Origin of the sequence: Bradyrhizobium sp. DOA9 (genome assembly GCF_000617845.2) — a bacterium.
Classification (GTDB): Bacteria; Pseudomonadota; Alphaproteobacteria; order Rhizobiales; family Xanthobacteraceae; genus Bradyrhizobium.
Genome location: NZ_DF820425.1, coordinates 3,649,945 through 3,664,344, shown reverse-complemented (window position 1 = coordinate 3,664,344; position 14,400 = coordinate 3,649,945). Strand labels below are relative to the sequence as shown.

Sequence of the window (14,400 nt, the reverse complement as noted above, 5' to 3'; positions counted from 1 at the left end):
TAAACTGCATGTTGGATAAGAATAATTTCGCGTTAACGATTCGTTGACTCTCGACAGCCCGCGAAAACTGGATTCAAATCGGTGTGATTCGGAAGCAACGTGGGGCTGCTTCCGGGCTTCAGTTGCAAGCTGGTTTTCAGGGGGCCGAAGGCATGTCGCGTGCAGACGCCGCGAACGCGTGCGTCCAATCCGATTCGATCAAGGGATTGGCGCAATCGATCGCGAAACCTGCCTATCATCGGCTCCTGATCGCGGAGCCGGCGCTTCGTCGCGCCGTACCGACACTCATCATCGCGTTCCTGATCACGATCTGCCTCGGCGCGTTCGTGCAGGTGGTCGATCAGACGCGCCAGAGGCGGCTGGTGATCCGCCACGACATTTCGGCGCTCGCCGACCTGCTCGCCGAGCGCATCGACCGCCTCACCTCGGTTCGGCAGGAGCGGATCAAGACCATCGAGAGCCTGCCGACGCTGCTGCCCGATCTCATTCCGTCCTGGGCCACGGCTTCCGGCCGCCACGTCATCGTCACCTCCGCCGGCATCGACCGCCGCATCCTCGCCCGCATCCCGGCCGACAGCGACTCCTCGGGCAACGACCGACTGCTCGATGCGATCACGACCGCGCAACTGATCGCGGCGCCGCCGCGTGACGGCAACATCGCCGACATGACGCTGCCGAGCGGCAACACGGCGATGGCGACCTCGCGGCAAATCAAGTCGTTGCCCGGCTTCGTCACCGTGATCCAGGAGCGCAACGAGCCGATCTGGGGCTCGGACGCCGCGCTCTCGGTGACGCTGTCGGCGACGACCGGCTTCGTCGTCCTGATCCTCGGCTTCGCCTTCCACTGGCAGTCCACCCGTGCCCGCGAAGGCGACCTCATCAACGACGCCGTGCGCGGCCGCATCGACACCGCGCTCAACCGCGGCCGCTGCGGGCTGTGGGACTGGGACCTGTCGCGCGGCCGGATCTTCTGGTCGCAGTCGATGTTCTCGATGCTCGGCCTCGACGGCCGTCACGAGCTCCTCACCTTCGGCGAGGTCAACGCGCTGGTGAAGTCCGACGACATCGACCTGTTCGCGATCGCCGACCAGCTCATCTCCGAGAAGATCGACCACATCGACCAGACCTTCCGCATGCAGCATGTCGACGGCCACTGGATCTGGCTCCGCGTCCGCTGCGAGAAGGTCCGCGGAGCGACCGATTCCAGCGTGCACCTGATCGGGATCGCGGTCGACATCACCGAGCAGAAGAGCCTCGCCGAGAAGACGGTGGAAGCCGACCTCCGCCTGCGCGACGCCATCGAGACCATTCCGGAGGCCTTCGTGCTGTGGGACGCGAGCGACCGCCTGGTGCTCTGCAACTCGCACTTCCAGCGCCTGCACAAGCTGCCCGACACCGCCGTCATCCCCGGCACCTCCTACGAGACCGTGCTGGAGGTCGGCCGCATGCCGGAGGTACGCACCCGCCACAACGAGACCGCGGCCCAAGGCCCTGGCGCGCGCACCTTCGAGGCGCAGCTCGACGACGGCAGCTGGCTTCACATCAGCGAGCGCCGCACCAAGGACGGCGGCTACGTCTCGGTCGGCACCGACATCACCCGCATCAAGGAGCACGAGCAGAAGCTGGTCGACAACGATCTGCGCCTGCGCGCCACCGTCATCGACCTCAAGCGCTCGCAGGCCGCGCTGGAGCGCCAGGCGGTCGAGCTCGCCGACCTCGCCGAGAAGTACCAGCGCGAGAAGACCCGCGCCGAGGAAGCCAACCAGACCAAGTCGAAATTCCTCGCCAATATGAGCCACGAGCTGCGCACGCCGCTCAATGCCATCATCGGCTTCTCCGAGATCATGGGCTCGGGCATGTTCGGCGAGCTCGGCAGCGAGAAGTACCAGGAATATTGCCAGGACATCCTGACCAGCGGCCATTATCTGCTCGAGGTCATCAACGACATCCTCGACATGTCCAAGATCGAGGCCGGCCGCATGAAGCTCGACATGGAAGAGCTCGACCTTGCGCAGACGCTGGCGGAATCCTTGCGGGTCGTCAGCGGCCGTGCGCAGGACAAGCACCTGACGCTGGATGCCGACATCGCAAAATCGATCTCGGTCGTCGCCGACCGCCGCGCCACCAAGCAGATCATCGTCAACCTGCTCTCCAACGCCGTGAAGTTCACGCCGGACGGCGGACGCATCGTGGTGCGCAGCCGCCAGCTCGACGACAGGATCGTGCTGATGATCGCCGACACCGGCATCGGCATCGCGCCGCATTCGCTGGCGCGGCTCGGGCGTCCCTTCGAGCAGGTCGAGAGCCAGCTCACCAAGACCTATCACGGCTCGGGCCTCGGCCTTGCCATCGCCCGCTCGTTGGCGCAGCTCCACGGCGGCTCGATGCGCCTGCGCTCGAAGATCGACGTCGGCACCGTCGTGCGCGTGACCCTGCCGCGCGACGCCGTCAAGGCGGCCGGGATATCGGCGGCGGCGTAGAGCCTTGAGCACGATGAAGTCAGGTCCGATTTGCGTCCGGGATCACCTCTCCCCGACGGGGAGAGGTCGGATTGCGTAGCAATCCGGGTGAGGGGCCGCGGCACCCAGTGAGACCAGAACCCCTCACCCGGACCGCATCTTCGATGCGATCCGACCTCTCCCTACGGGAGAGGTGATCCGAGCTCTCGGTTCGCATCGTTCAACCAAAACACAATCTGCTTTAAGATTGCAGCGTCGGCGCGACTTCGCGCGCGACGTTGACCAGCGCCGCGATCAGCGGCGTCATGGGATCGCGCTGCGGGATCACCATGCCGATGCTGTAATTGACCTCGGGATCGACGATCGGAATCGACCGCACGGTGTCGGACAGGCCGAGTGTCTCGGCGAGCTTGGCGGGCATCACGCTGGCCCAGCGTCCCGTCTTGACGTGCGTGAACAGCACCAGCAGCGAGTTCGACGTCAGGGTCGGCGTCGCCTCCGCGCCGACCGAGCGCAGCGCGCGGTCGATGATGCGGCGGTTCTGCATGTCGGGCGTCAAGAGGCACAGCGGCACCTGCCCGACCTCGGTCCAGGTCACCGTCTCGCGATCGCCGAACATCGCATCCGGCGCCGTGAGCAGGCGATAGCTCTCGTTGTAGAGCGGAATGGTGCGCACCTTGCCGATCGGCTCGTTCTCGATATAGGTCAGCCCCGCATCGACCTCGAGATTTTCGAGTAGCCCGAGCACCTCGGACGAGGTGGTGGACTGGATGCGGAAGCGCACCTCAGGATGCCTGGCACGGAACGGCGTCGTCAGCGCGGCGACCATGCCGAGTACGGTCGGGATCGCCGCGATACGGATCTCGCCGGAGAGCTGATGCTTCAGCCCGTTGATCTCGTCGCGCATGGCGCGGGCATCGCCGACGATCCGCCGCGCCCAATCGAGCGCACGTTCGCCTTCGGGGGTAAATCCCTGAAAGCGCGAGCCGCGCTGGACCAGCATCACGCCGAGAATTTCCTCGAGCTGCTTGAGCCCGGTCGACATCGTCGGTTGCGTGACGCCGCAGACCTCGGCCGCGCGGCCGAAATGCCGCTCCTTCGCCAGCGCCAGCAAGAGTTCAAGCTTGTCGATCAACCGGTCGTCCCCTCGATTTCCAACGTGGCATGCAAGGTAGCACACCGGGCCTGTACCAACACGTAAAAACCGGCAGCCGATCCAACTTTCATTGCCAATCCATATCGATCCATTGCGGTTGGAAATCGATTGAAATCCGCAATCGCAGCACGGGACAGCTTTATTGATCCGCGAATGATTCCAACTAGTTTGCAGCGAAGGAAACGCTCTGGTTGAGAACGACGAATGACAGCACTTTTTGAGCCTTGGAACGAGACGCGCGGCGCCGAGATCATCGCCGAACACGCCAACCAGGAGGGCGCGACGTTGGTCATCCTGCACGCGCTGCAGGAGGCGTTCGGCTACGTGCCGGAGGCGGCGATTCCCATGGTGGCGAAAGCGCTCAATCTGTCGCGAGCCGAAGTCCATGGCGTGTTCACCTTCTATCATGATTTCCGCCACAAGCCCGCCGGCCGCCATGTGCTGAAGCTGTGCCGTGCCGAAGCTTGCCAGGCGGCGGGCGGCGATGCGCTGGCTGCGCGGGCCGAGGCAACGCTCGGCGTCTCGATCGGCAACACCACGGCCGACAATCGCGTCACGCTGGAACCGATCTACTGCCTCGGCCTGTGCGCGACCGCGCCATCCGCCATGCTCGACGGCCGCCTGATCGGCCGGCTCGACCAGAAGCGCCTCGATGCGCTGGTTGCGGAGGCACAGCGATGAGCATGCGTGTCTACGTCTCACGCGATGCCGGCGCGGTCGCCGTCGGCGCCGACGACGTCGCGCTGGCGCTGGAGCAGGCCGCCGCCAAGCGCGGCGTCGCCATCGAGATCGTCAGGACCGGCTCGCGCGGCCTATACTGGCTGGAGCCGCTGGTCGAGGTCGCAACGCCGCAGGGACGCATCGCCTTCGGCCCCGTCACCGCGGCCGACGTGCCCTCGCTGCTCGATGCGCTCGCCGGCAACGCGCCGCATCTCCTGCGGTTAGGGGCCACCGACGAGATCCCCTGGCTGAAGCGCCAGACCCGCCTCACCTTCGCCCGCTGCGGCGTGATCGATCCGCGCTCGCTCGACGACTACCGCGCCCATGGCGGCTACAAGGGTTTTGAGCGCGCACTCTCGCTCGGACCTGATGCGGTCCTGAACGAAGTCACGGCGTCCGGCCTGCGCGGCCGTGGCGGCGCGGGCTTTCCGACCGGCATCAAGTGGAAGACGGTGGCGCAGGCCAAGGCCGATCGCAAGTTCATCGTCTGCAACGCCGACGAGGGCGACAGCGGCACCTTTGCCGACCGCATGATCATGGAAGGCGATCCCTTCCTGGTGATCGAGGGCATGACCATCGCCGGCCTCACCGTCGGCGCGACCAAGGGCTATATCTACATCCGCAGCGAATATCCGCACGCCGTGGAAGCCATGAACGCTGCCATTCAGGCTGCGAAGCGCGGTGGCTGTCTCGGCACCAACATCGGCGGCTCCAAGCAAACCTTCGATCTCGAAGTCCGCGTCGGCGCCGGCGCCTATGTCTGCGGCGAGGAGACCTCGCTGCTGGAAAGCCTCGAAGGCCGCCGCGGCATCGTGCGCGCCAAGCCGCCGCTGCCGGCGCATCACGGCCTGTTCGGCAAGCCGACCGTGATCAACAACGTGCTGTCGTTCGCCGCGATCCCCTTCATCCTCGGCGAAGGCGCCAAGGCCTATGCCGATTTCGGCATGGGCCGCTCGCGCGGCACGATGCCGATCCAGCTCGCCGGCAACATCCGCCACGGCGGACTTTACGAGACGGCATTCGGCGTGACGCTCGGCGAGCTCGTCGACGACATTGGCGGCGGCACCTTCACCGGCCGGCCAGTCCGCGCGGTGCAGGTCGGCGGGCCCCTGGGGGCCTATTTCCCCCGTGCCCTGTTCGACACGCCGTTCGACTACGAGGCCTTTGCCGCACGCGACGGCCTGATCGGCCATGGCGGCATCGTCGTGTTCGACGACAGCGTCGACATGCGCAGGCAGGCGCGCTTCGCGATGGAGTTCTGCGCGGTGGAATCCTGCGGCAAGTGCACGCCGTGCCGGATCGGCTCGACACGCGGGGTCGAGACCATCGAGAAGGTCATCAGGGGCGAGCGCGTCCACGAAAATCTCGCGCTGGTCGAGGACCTCTGCAACACCATGAAGTTCGGCTCGCTCTGCGCACTCGGCGGCTTCACGCCCTACCCGGTGTTGAGCGCATTGAAGCACTTCCGGGAGGATTTTGTCCCGGCGCCGACCACGCTTCAGGCCGCGGAATAGGAGAACGACGATGTCTCTGATCGAAGAAATCGACTACGGCACGCCGGCTTCCAAATCGGAAACAATGGTCACGCTGACCATCGACGGCAACACGGTCACGGTGCCCGAGGGTACTTCGATCATGCGCGCCGCAATGGACGCGGGTCATCAAATCCCAAAACTCTGCGCCACCGACATGGTCGATGCATTCGGCTCCTGCCGGCTCTGCCTCGTCGAGATCGAGGGCCGCGCCGGCACGCCGGCCTCCTGCACCACGCCTGTGATGAACGGTCTCGTCGTGCACACCCAGAGCGAGCGGCTGAAGAAGCTGCGCAAGGGCGTTATGGAGCTCTACATCTCCGACCATCCGCTCGACTGCCTCACCTGCGGTGCCAATGGCGATTGCGAATTGCAGGACATGGCCGGCGCCGTCGGCCTGCGCGACGTGCGTTACGGCTATGAGGGCGAGAACCACGTCTTTGCCGAGACGAACGGTTGCAGCAACGACCACTGGATGCCGAAGGACGAGTCCAACCCGTACTTCACCTACGATCCCTCCAAGTGCATCGTCTGCTCGCGCTGCGTCCGCGCCTGCGAGGAAGTGCAAGGCACCTTCGCGCTGACCATCTCCGGCCGCGGCTTCGACAGCCGCGTTTCGCCCGGCATGAGCGAGAGCTTACTCGGCTCCGAATGTGTCTCCTGCGGCGCCTGCGTGCAGGCCTGCCCGACCGCGACGCTGACCGAAAAGTCTGTGATCGAGATCGGCAAGCCCGAGCATTCGGTCGTCACCACCTGCGCCTATTGCGGTGTCGGCTGCGCCTTCAAGGCCGAGATGCGCGGCGAGGAAGTGGTGCGCATGGTGCCGTACAAGGACGGCAAGGCCAATCGCGGCCATTCCTGCGTCAAGGGCCGCTTCGCCTGGGGCTACACCAATCACAAGGAACGCATCCTCAAGCCGATGATCCGCGAGCGGATCGAGGACCCCTGGAAGGAAGTATCCTGGGATGAAGCGTTTTCCTTTGCCGCCGCCAGGATGCGCGGCATCCAGAAGACATACGGCCGCGATGCCATCGGCGGCATCACCTCCTCCCGCTGCACCAACGAGGAGACCTATCTGGTGCAGAAGCTGATCCGCGCCGGCTTCGGCAACAACAATGTCGACACCTGCGCCCGCGTCTGCCACTCGCCGACCGGCTATGGCCTTGCCACCACCTTCGGCACCTCCGCCGGCACGCAGGATTTCGACTCGGTCGAGGACACCGATGTCGTGGTCGTCATCGGCGCCAACCCGGCCTCCGCCCACCCGGTGTTCGCCTCCCGCTTGAAGAAGCGCCTGCGGCAAGGTGCAAAACTGATCGTGATCGATCCGCGCCGCACCGAGATGGTGGAATCGCCGCATGTGAAGGCGCTGCACCTGCCCCTGATGCCCGGCACCAATGTCGCGGTGATGACCGCGCTGGCGCATGTCATCGTCACCGAAGGGCTCGTCAACGAAGCCTTCGTGCGCGAGCGCTGCGACTGGAGCGAGTTCGAGGAATGGGCGGCCTTCGTCGCACAAGCGAAGCACAGCCCCGAAGCCACTGCGATCCTCACCGGCGTCGATCCGAAGCTGCTGCGCGAGGCCGCCCGCACCTACGCCACCGGCGGCAACGGCGCGATCTATTACGGCCTCGGCGTCACCGAGCACAGCCAGGGCTCGACCACCGTGATCGCGATTGCCAACCTTGCGATGGTTACAGGCAATATCGGCCGTCGCGGCGTCGGCGTGAACCCGCTGCGCGGCCAAAATAACGTTCAAGGCTCCTGCGACATGGGCTCGTTCCCGCACGAGCTGCCCGGCTACCGCCACGTCTCGGGCGACGCCGTGCGCAATCAGTTCGAGGCGCTGTGGAACGTCAAGCTCAACCCCGAGCCCGGCCTGCGCATCCCCAACATGTTCGATGCCGCGGTCGAAGGCACGTTCATGGGGATCTATGTACAGGGCGAGGACATCCTGCAGTCCGATCCCAACACCAAGCACGTGGTGGCTGCATTGTCCGCGATGGAATGCGTCATCGTTCACGACCTCTTCCTGAACGAGACCGCGAACTACGCCCACGTCTTCCTGCCCGGCTCGAGCTTCCTCGAGAAGGACGGCACCTTCACCAACGCCGAGCGCCGCATCCAGCGCGTCCGCAAGGTGATGACGCCGAAGAACGGCCTGGCCGATTGGGAGGTCACCATCGGCCTTGCCAAGGCGATGGGCTTCGAGATGAACTACTGCCACCCTTCCGAGATCATGGACGAGATCGCGGCGTTGACGCCGACCTTCGCCGGCGTCTCCTATGCCAAGCTGGATGAGCTCGGCTCGGTGCAGTGGCCCTGCAACGAGAAGGCGCCCGAGGGCACGCCGGTGATGCATATCGACGGCTTCGTCCGCGGCAAGGGCAAGTTCGTCGTCACCGAATATGTCGCGACCGACGAGCGTACCGGCCCCCGCTATCCCCTGCTGCTCACCACGGGCCGCATCCTCAGCCAGTACAATGTCGGCGCGCAGACGCGGCGCACCGACAACGTGGTCTGGCATGCCGAGGACCGCCTCGAGATCCACCCGCACGATGCCGAGCAGCGCGGCGTGCGCGACGGCGACTGGGTGCGGCTGAAGAGCCGCGCCGGCGAGACCACGCTGCGCGCAGAGATCACCGACCGCGTCGCACCCGGCGTCGTCTACACCACCTTCCACCATCCGGACACGCAGGCCAACGTCATCACGACCGATTATTCGGACTGGGCAACCAACTGCCCCGAATACAAGGTCACCGCGGTGCAGGTCTCGCCCTCGAACGGCCCGTCCGACTGGCAGAAGGCCTATGATGCGCAGGCGCGCCAGTCCCGCCGCATCGTGCCGGCCGAAGCCGCGGAGTAACCTCATGCATGTGCCAGTCCAGGCCATCGACCGAGAAACCTGGCGCGGCGGTGTCGCGTCGGAGGGCGTGCGGCTCGTCCCGGAGGAGACGCCGCTGGCGCTCACCTATAATGGCGGAACCTATGCCGTCATGATGGGGACGCCGCAGAACCTGGAGGATTTCGCGGTCGGCTTCAGCGTGAGCGAAGGCATCGTCAAGTCGGTCGACGACATCAAGTCGCTCGAAATGATCCGCCTCGACGACGGCATCGAGCTGCGCATGTGGCTCGCATCGGCGGATGCCGCGCGCATCAACCAGCGCCGCCGCCACATCGCCGGTCCCACCGGCTGCGGCATCTGCGGCGTCGAGTCCATTGCCGAAGCGGTGCGGCCCGCGGCGATCGTCCCGGACGGGCAGACCTTCACGCCCGAGCAGGTCATGGCGGCGATGCAGGCGATCGCGCCCCTGCAATCGATCAACATGCAAACCCGCGCCGTTCACGCAGCCGCGTTCTGGTCCCCCGCAGGCGGCATCGTCGCGCTGCGCGAGGATGTCGGCCGCCACAACGCGCTCGACAAGCTCGCCGGCGCCCTGGCGCGCAGCCGCACCGAGCCGCGCGGCGGCATGGTGCTGCTGACGAGCCGCGTCTCGGTGGAGATGGTGCAGAAGACCGCCGCGATCGGCGCGCCGATGATGGTTGCCGTATCCGCGCCGACCGCGCTCGCGGTGCGCATGGCGGAGGCCGCCGGCATCACGCTGATCGCGATCGCCCGGCAGGACGGGTTCGAAGTTTTTTCACATGGCGGCCGGATCGTCGCGCGCCATGCCAGGGAGGTTGCCGATGTCGCCTGACCGCCTCGTCTACATGGCCAACCAGATCGGCAAGTTCTTTGCCAGCCAAGGCCATGACAAGGCCGTGCCGGGCGTTGCCGAGCACATCAAGAAGTTCTGGGATCCCCGCATGAAGCGCGCGATCTTCGCCCATCTCGATGCGGGCGGTGCCGGCCTGGAGCCTGACGTGCGCGAGGCTATTACCGCGTTGAAGCAGACGACGACCCTTCCAGCAGCGCCCTGAACACGCGCCGCACCTCGCTCTGCGTCTCCTTCACCCGCGCCTCCAGGGAGGAGAAGTCCGGCGCGTCGCCGGCGCGCGCCATCACGCGCTGCAGGTCGGTGCCGGCGGTTTCGGGCTTGAAGCGCTCGCTGACGCAGAGGCGCAGGATCTGCGTCAAATCGTGATAGAGCCGCGCCGCGGCCCGCAAGATCTCCGTCTCCGATTGTGCGAGCACGCCGATCCTGCAGGCATTCTCCAGCACCTGCATGGTGCTGACGTCGAGAATCTCGGGCTTGTCGTGCGCGTGCACGAGCTGGAGATATTGCGCGATGAAATCGATATCGACCATGCCGCCGGCGGCATGCTTGAGATCCCAGCAATCGGACTCGCCCTTCTCCTGCGCGATCGCGCGCCGCATGTCGGCGACGTCGTTGGCGGTGATGGCGGGGTCACGGCGGCGGGTCAGGACATCGCGGATGACGCGCTCGATCCGTTCCCGGAATTCGGGCGAAGCCGAGACGACGCGGGCGCGCGTCAGCGCCATATGCTCCCAGGTCCAGGCCTCGCTCGCCTGGTAGTCCGCGAACGAGGTGAGGCTCGAGGCCACAGGACCTGCGCGTCCCGAGGGCCGCAGCCGCATGTCGATCTCGTACAGCACGCCGTAATTGGTGCGCGTCGTGAAGGCGCTGATCAGGCGCTGGGTGAAACGGGCAAAATAATGTGCGCCGTGAAGCGATTTCACGCCGTCGGAGTCCGGATGGTCGCCGTCGAAATCGTAGAGCAGGATCAGGTCGAGATCGGACGAGGCCGTCATCTCGCGGCTGCCGAGCCGGCCCATCGCGACGATCGCGGTCTCCTGCCCCTTGATCCGGCCGTGCTGGGCGGCGAAGCGATCGGCGACGAGGCCATGCACGGTGTGGACGATACCTTCGGCGACGTCGGCAAAGGCCGTGCACGCCTGCTGCGCCGAAACGGTGCCGGAGAGAATGCGCGTGCCGATCAGGAACAGGCTCTCCTGCCCGAACAGGCGCAGGCGATCGAGGAACTCCTCGTATGAGCCGGCGTCCTGCACGGTGGTCGCAAGCCGCCCGGACAATTCCTGCCTGTCGGGCATGGCGCCGAAGAAGCGCGGATCGATCAGGCCGTCCATGAGCTGGGGCTGCCGCGCCAGCATGTCGCCGAGACGCGGCGCTGCTCCCAGCACCAGCGCCACCAGCGCGACGAGGTCGCGGTTCTGGCCGAGCAGCGTGATCAGCCGGCCGCCGCGCTGCAGCGCGCCGAGGAAATGATCGAACGAAACGACGGCGCGATCCGGCTCCTCAGCATGGGCAAGGCCGTCGATCAAGGCCGGCACGAACTCGACGAAGGCGCTTCGCGTCGCCTCATTGCGGAAGACCCGGTAGTCGCCGGTGATCCAGTCGCGCACCGTCTGCGCGACCGCGGCGGGCTTCTTGAAGCCGAGCGTCACCAGGTGCTGCAGCAGGCGCGGATCGTCGGGGCCCGCACCATAGTCGAGCGCCGGCAGCTTGGCCGTGCCGGTGGGATCATCGCCCTCGAACAGTTTTTCGTAGTGACCCTGGACGATCTGGAGCTGGTGCAAGAGATCGCGTGCAAAGGCCTCGCGATTCCGATAGCCGAAGAACCACGCGAAGCGCTCGACCGCCTGCTTGTCCTCAGGCAGCGTGTGGGTCTGCTCGTCGGCGATCATCTGCAGGCGATGCTCGACCCGGCGCAGGAATTCGTAGGCAGTGGTCAGCTCGTCGCGCGCCGCCGCGGTGATCCAGTTGCTGGCGGCGAGCACGTCGAGCGCCTTCAGGGTCGGCCGCACCCGCAATTCCGGATGGCGGCCGCCCGCAATCAGCTGCTGCGTCTGCGCGAAAAACTCGATCTCGCGGATGCCGCCGCGGCCGACCTTGACGTTGTGGCCCTCCACCGCGATCTCGCTCTGGCCGCGATAGGTCTGCATCTGCCGCTTCATGTCGTGCACGTCGGCGAGTGCGGCGAAGTCGAGATGCTTGCGCCAGACGAACGGCGCGATCTCGGCGAGCAGCGCCTCGCCCGCCTTGGCATCGCCGGCACAGGCGCGCGCCTTGATCATCGCGGCGCGCTCCCAGGTGCGCCCTTCCCGCTCGTAATAGTTCAGCGCGGCATCCCTGGAGATCGCCACCTGCGTCGAGGACGGATCGGGCCGTAGCCGCAGATCGACGCGGAAGACGTAACCGTCATAGGTGCGCTGCTGCAGGATGCGCGCCATGCCTTGGGTCACGCGGACGAAGAACGGCTGCGGTTCGATATCGGGCGCGAGGGTCGTCGCATCGGGATCGAAGAACACGATGAGATCGATGTCGCTGGAATAGTTCAGCTCGCCCGCGCCCATCTTGCCCATCGCGAGCACGATCAGGCCGCAGCCCTCTTCGGCTGCCTCGGGATTGGGCGGCGAGAGCTTGCCGCGTGCGGCTTCCTGCCGCAGCAGATATTGCAGCGCCGCCTGCACCGAGGACACCGCGACATCGGTCAGCGCCGCCGTCACCCGCATCACCGGCCAGACACCGCCGATGTCGCACAGCGCGATCAGGAGCGCAGCCTCCGCCTTCATGCGGCGCAGCAGCCGCATCACCTCGGCCTCGTCCGGGGCCGCGAGCACCGTACTGTGCGCCTCCGCAACCAGCGTCGCCAGATGCACATCCGGATCGCATTCGAGCAGCCGGATCAGCCGCAGGGCATCGGCGCGCACCAGCTCGAACAGATAGGGCGAAAATTCCGCGATCCCGGTCAGGATGTCCCGGACGAAGGGATGACCCAGGAGCGTCTCGATACGGGCCGATTGTGCCGGCTCGAGCTCGGCCAGCCAGCTTTCGAAACGGCGTTCGTCGGTTGTGGAAGCGGCAATATGGGGAGCTTCCGCGAACCGTGCGGCCAGCCTCTCACCATGCTTGTCCGCGTTTCCCGGCGCGGAGTGGTTCATGCCACCTTCTGTGGCACATCCGCCATTGGCGGAGCAACCCTGTCGCCGGCGCCCGCGCGCGCCGGCAGCACGAGCGTGGCAACGAGGCCGGGATGGGCATCGCCCAAGCGCAATTCGCCGCCGTGCAACGTCGCAACCGCCGAGGCGAGGCTGAGCCCGAGGCCCGAGCCCGGCAGCGTGCGGCTGGCCTCCAGCCGCACGAATCGCTCGATGACGTGCTTGCGGTCCGCTTCGGGGATCCCCGGGCCGCGATCGGTGACGCTGAGCAGCACCTGGTCGCCGTCGCGCCTCGCCTCGATCATGATTTGCCTCGCGTCCATGCTGACCACGGTTCCCGCGGCCTGTGCCGCAGGCTTGCCGTATTTGATCGCGTTCTCGACAAGATTGGCGAGCGCCTGGCTGATCAGCTCGCGATTGGCATGGACCGGCGTTGGCTCGCACTTGACCTTCAGGGTCATGCCGTCGTCCTCGGCGAGTGGCTCGTAGAGCTCGTGGATGCCCTCGGCGACCTCCGCGGCGTCGAAGTCGTCCATGTTGCCGCGCGCTTGGCCGGATTCCGCACGCGCGATCATCAGCAGCGCGTTGAAGGTCCGGATCAGCCCGTCGGATTCCTCGATGGTCCGCTCCAGCGCCGCGCGATAATCCGCCTCGCCGCCCGATCTCGCCAGTGCCTCCTCGGCGCGATTGCGCAGCCGCGTCAGCGGCGTCTTGAGGTCGTGGGCGATGTTGTCGGAAACCTCCTTCAGCCCCGCCATCAGCGCCTCGATGCGCTCGAGCATGGCGTTGAGGTTCTCGGCGAGACGATCGATCTCGTCGCCGCTGCGCCCCACCGGCAGGCGCTCGCTGAGATCGCCGGTCATGATGCGCTGCGCCGTGCCGGTCATCGCGTCGATGCGCCTCAGCACCCGCCGCGCGACGAAGATGCCGCCGCCGAGGCCGAGCACGACGACGATCAGGACCGAAAATTGCGCCGCCTTGGCGACGATGCCGAACAGGCGCCGCCGCTCGGCCAAGTCGCGGCCGATCAGAAGCCGGAAGCCGTTCTCCAATTCGGTGACACGAACCAGCGCCCGATGATCGCGGTCGTCGGTGTCCTCGATCCGCCGGTAGGCCGTCTCCGACCAGCCGCGCGTCGCCAATACGCCCGGCGCCAGCGAGCCGACATTGCCGGCGATCGCCTGGCCCGTCGGCGTGGTCACGAGGTAGAGGTTGGCGCCCGGCCGCAGTGCGCGGTACTCGATCGTGCGCACCAGGCGAACCATGCCGCCGCGGCCGTAGATCTCGTTGATCTCCGAGGTCTCGGCATTGACCGTCTGCGTGATCTCCTCGGTGATCAGCCGCCGCGTGTTCCAGGCGAAATAGGCCAGCAGCGAGGCCGCGAACATCGCGAACAGCAGCAGATAGACCAGCGTCAGCCGGAACGCGGTGGTGCGGACGAGTTTACCGAATGCCGTCACGAATCATGTATCCAGTTTCAACAACGCGCCTGCCATCAGGCATGGACATCCAGATATTTCGCTTGTTTTACAACAGCATAGCCTATCGATTGTCACGCCTGCGCGCGGGTCCCTTGTGGAACGAGCAACGCAAAGGGCATCCGTGACGACACGTGATAAGCGGACGCGGAACGTTAAAGGGGCGCTCGAATGGAACCAAGTTAAATCCCCG

9 protein-coding genes are annotated in these 14,400 nt (G+C 66.1%); 6 read left to right on the top strand and 3 right to left on the bottom strand.

Features of this window, described 5'->3' with window-relative positions:
- The first annotated feature begins 152 nt into the window (after positions 1-152).
- Entirely contained in the window at positions 153-2,480 is a 2,328-nt protein-coding gene (locus BDOA9_RS17000) for a PAS domain-containing sensor histidine kinase (RefSeq protein WP_025035156.1), read from the top strand.
- Positions 2,481-2,700: 220 nt separating this feature from the next.
- Here BDOA9_RS17000 and BDOA9_RS16995 read toward each other — a convergent pair whose 3' ends face one another.
- On the bottom strand, positions 2,701-3,594 hold the full coding sequence (locus tag BDOA9_RS16995) for a LysR family transcriptional regulator (protein WP_025035155.1): 894 nt from the start codon (positions 3,592-3,594) through the stop codon (positions 2,701-2,703).
- 225 nt (positions 3,595-3,819) lie between these two features.
- Between BDOA9_RS16995 and BDOA9_RS16990 the strand changes: the two genes are divergently transcribed.
- Genes BDOA9_RS16990 through BDOA9_RS16970 form a run of 5 tightly spaced genes read left to right on the top strand, consistent with a single transcriptional unit; the run spans position 3,820 to position 9,788 of the window.
- Entirely contained in the window at positions 3,820-4,296 is a 477-nt protein-coding gene (locus tag BDOA9_RS16990; protein ID WP_025035154.1) for a formate dehydrogenase subunit gamma, read from the top strand.
- Positions 4,293-5,849 carry a formate dehydrogenase beta subunit gene (locus tag BDOA9_RS16985; protein WP_025035153.1) on the top strand — a complete coding sequence of 519 codons (1,557 nt, stop codon included), beginning with the start codon at positions 4,293-4,295 and terminating at the stop codon, positions 5,847-5,849. Before BDOA9_RS16990 ends, BDOA9_RS16985 begins: the two co-directional genes overlap by 4 nt.
- Before the next feature lie 10 nt (positions 5,850-5,859).
- Positions 5,860-8,733, top strand: coding sequence for a formate dehydrogenase subunit alpha (fdhF, locus tag BDOA9_RS16980; protein ID WP_025035152.1), 2,874 nt, complete (start codon positions 5,860-5,862; stop codon positions 8,731-8,733).
- A 4-nt stretch (positions 8,734-8,737) separates the two neighbouring features.
- Positions 8,738-9,565 carry a formate dehydrogenase accessory sulfurtransferase FdhD gene (fdhD, locus tag BDOA9_RS16975; RefSeq protein WP_025035151.1) on the top strand — a complete coding sequence of 276 codons (828 nt, stop codon included), beginning with the start codon at positions 8,738-8,740 and terminating at the stop codon, positions 9,563-9,565.
- Positions 9,555-9,788: a formate dehydrogenase subunit delta gene (locus BDOA9_RS16970; RefSeq protein WP_025035150.1), complete on the top strand. Its 234-nt coding sequence runs from the start codon at positions 9,555-9,557 to the stop codon at positions 9,786-9,788. The genes fdhD and BDOA9_RS16970 overlap by 11 nt, the downstream gene beginning before the upstream one ends.
- Here the strand turns inward: BDOA9_RS16970 and BDOA9_RS16965 are convergent.
- Both BDOA9_RS16965 and BDOA9_RS16960 read right to left on the bottom strand, forming a co-directional pair.
- Complete coding sequence (locus BDOA9_RS16965) at positions 9,745-12,732, bottom strand: bifunctional [glutamine synthetase] adenylyltransferase/[glutamine synthetase]-adenylyl-L-tyrosine phosphorylase (protein WP_025035149.1); 2,988 nt, start codon at positions 12,730-12,732, stop codon at positions 9,745-9,747. The genes BDOA9_RS16970 and BDOA9_RS16965 overlap by 44 nt on opposite strands.
- Positions 12,729-14,189, bottom strand: coding sequence for a sensor histidine kinase (locus BDOA9_RS16960; RefSeq protein ID WP_025035148.1), 1,461 nt, complete (start codon positions 14,187-14,189; stop codon positions 12,729-12,731). The genes BDOA9_RS16965 and BDOA9_RS16960 overlap by 4 nt, the downstream gene beginning before the upstream one ends.
- Positions 14,190-14,400: the final 211 nt, after the last annotated feature.

Coding starts and splice junctions, on each gene's coding strand:
- BDOA9_RS17000 (WP_025035156.1), top strand. CDS start 153: ATGTCGCGTGCAGACGCCGCGAACGCGTGCGTCCAATCCGATTCGATC.
- BDOA9_RS16970 (WP_025035150.1), top strand. CDS start 9,555: ATGTCGCCTGACCGCCTCGTCTACATGGCCAACCAGATCGGCAAGTTC.
- BDOA9_RS16985 (WP_025035153.1), top strand. CDS start 4,293: ATGAGCATGCGTGTCTACGTCTCACGCGATGCCGGCGCGGTCGCCGTC.
- fdhD (WP_025035151.1), top strand. CDS start 8,738: ATGCATGTGCCAGTCCAGGCCATCGACCGAGAAACCTGGCGCGGCGGT.
- fdhF (WP_025035152.1), top strand. CDS start 5,860: ATGTCTCTGATCGAAGAAATCGACTACGGCACGCCGGCTTCCAAATCG.
- BDOA9_RS16990 (WP_025035154.1), top strand. CDS start 3,820: ATGACAGCACTTTTTGAGCCTTGGAACGAGACGCGCGGCGCCGAGATC.
- BDOA9_RS16965 (WP_025035149.1), bottom strand. CDS start 12,732: ATGAACCACTCCGCGCCGGGAAACGCGGACAAGCATGGTGAGAGGCTG.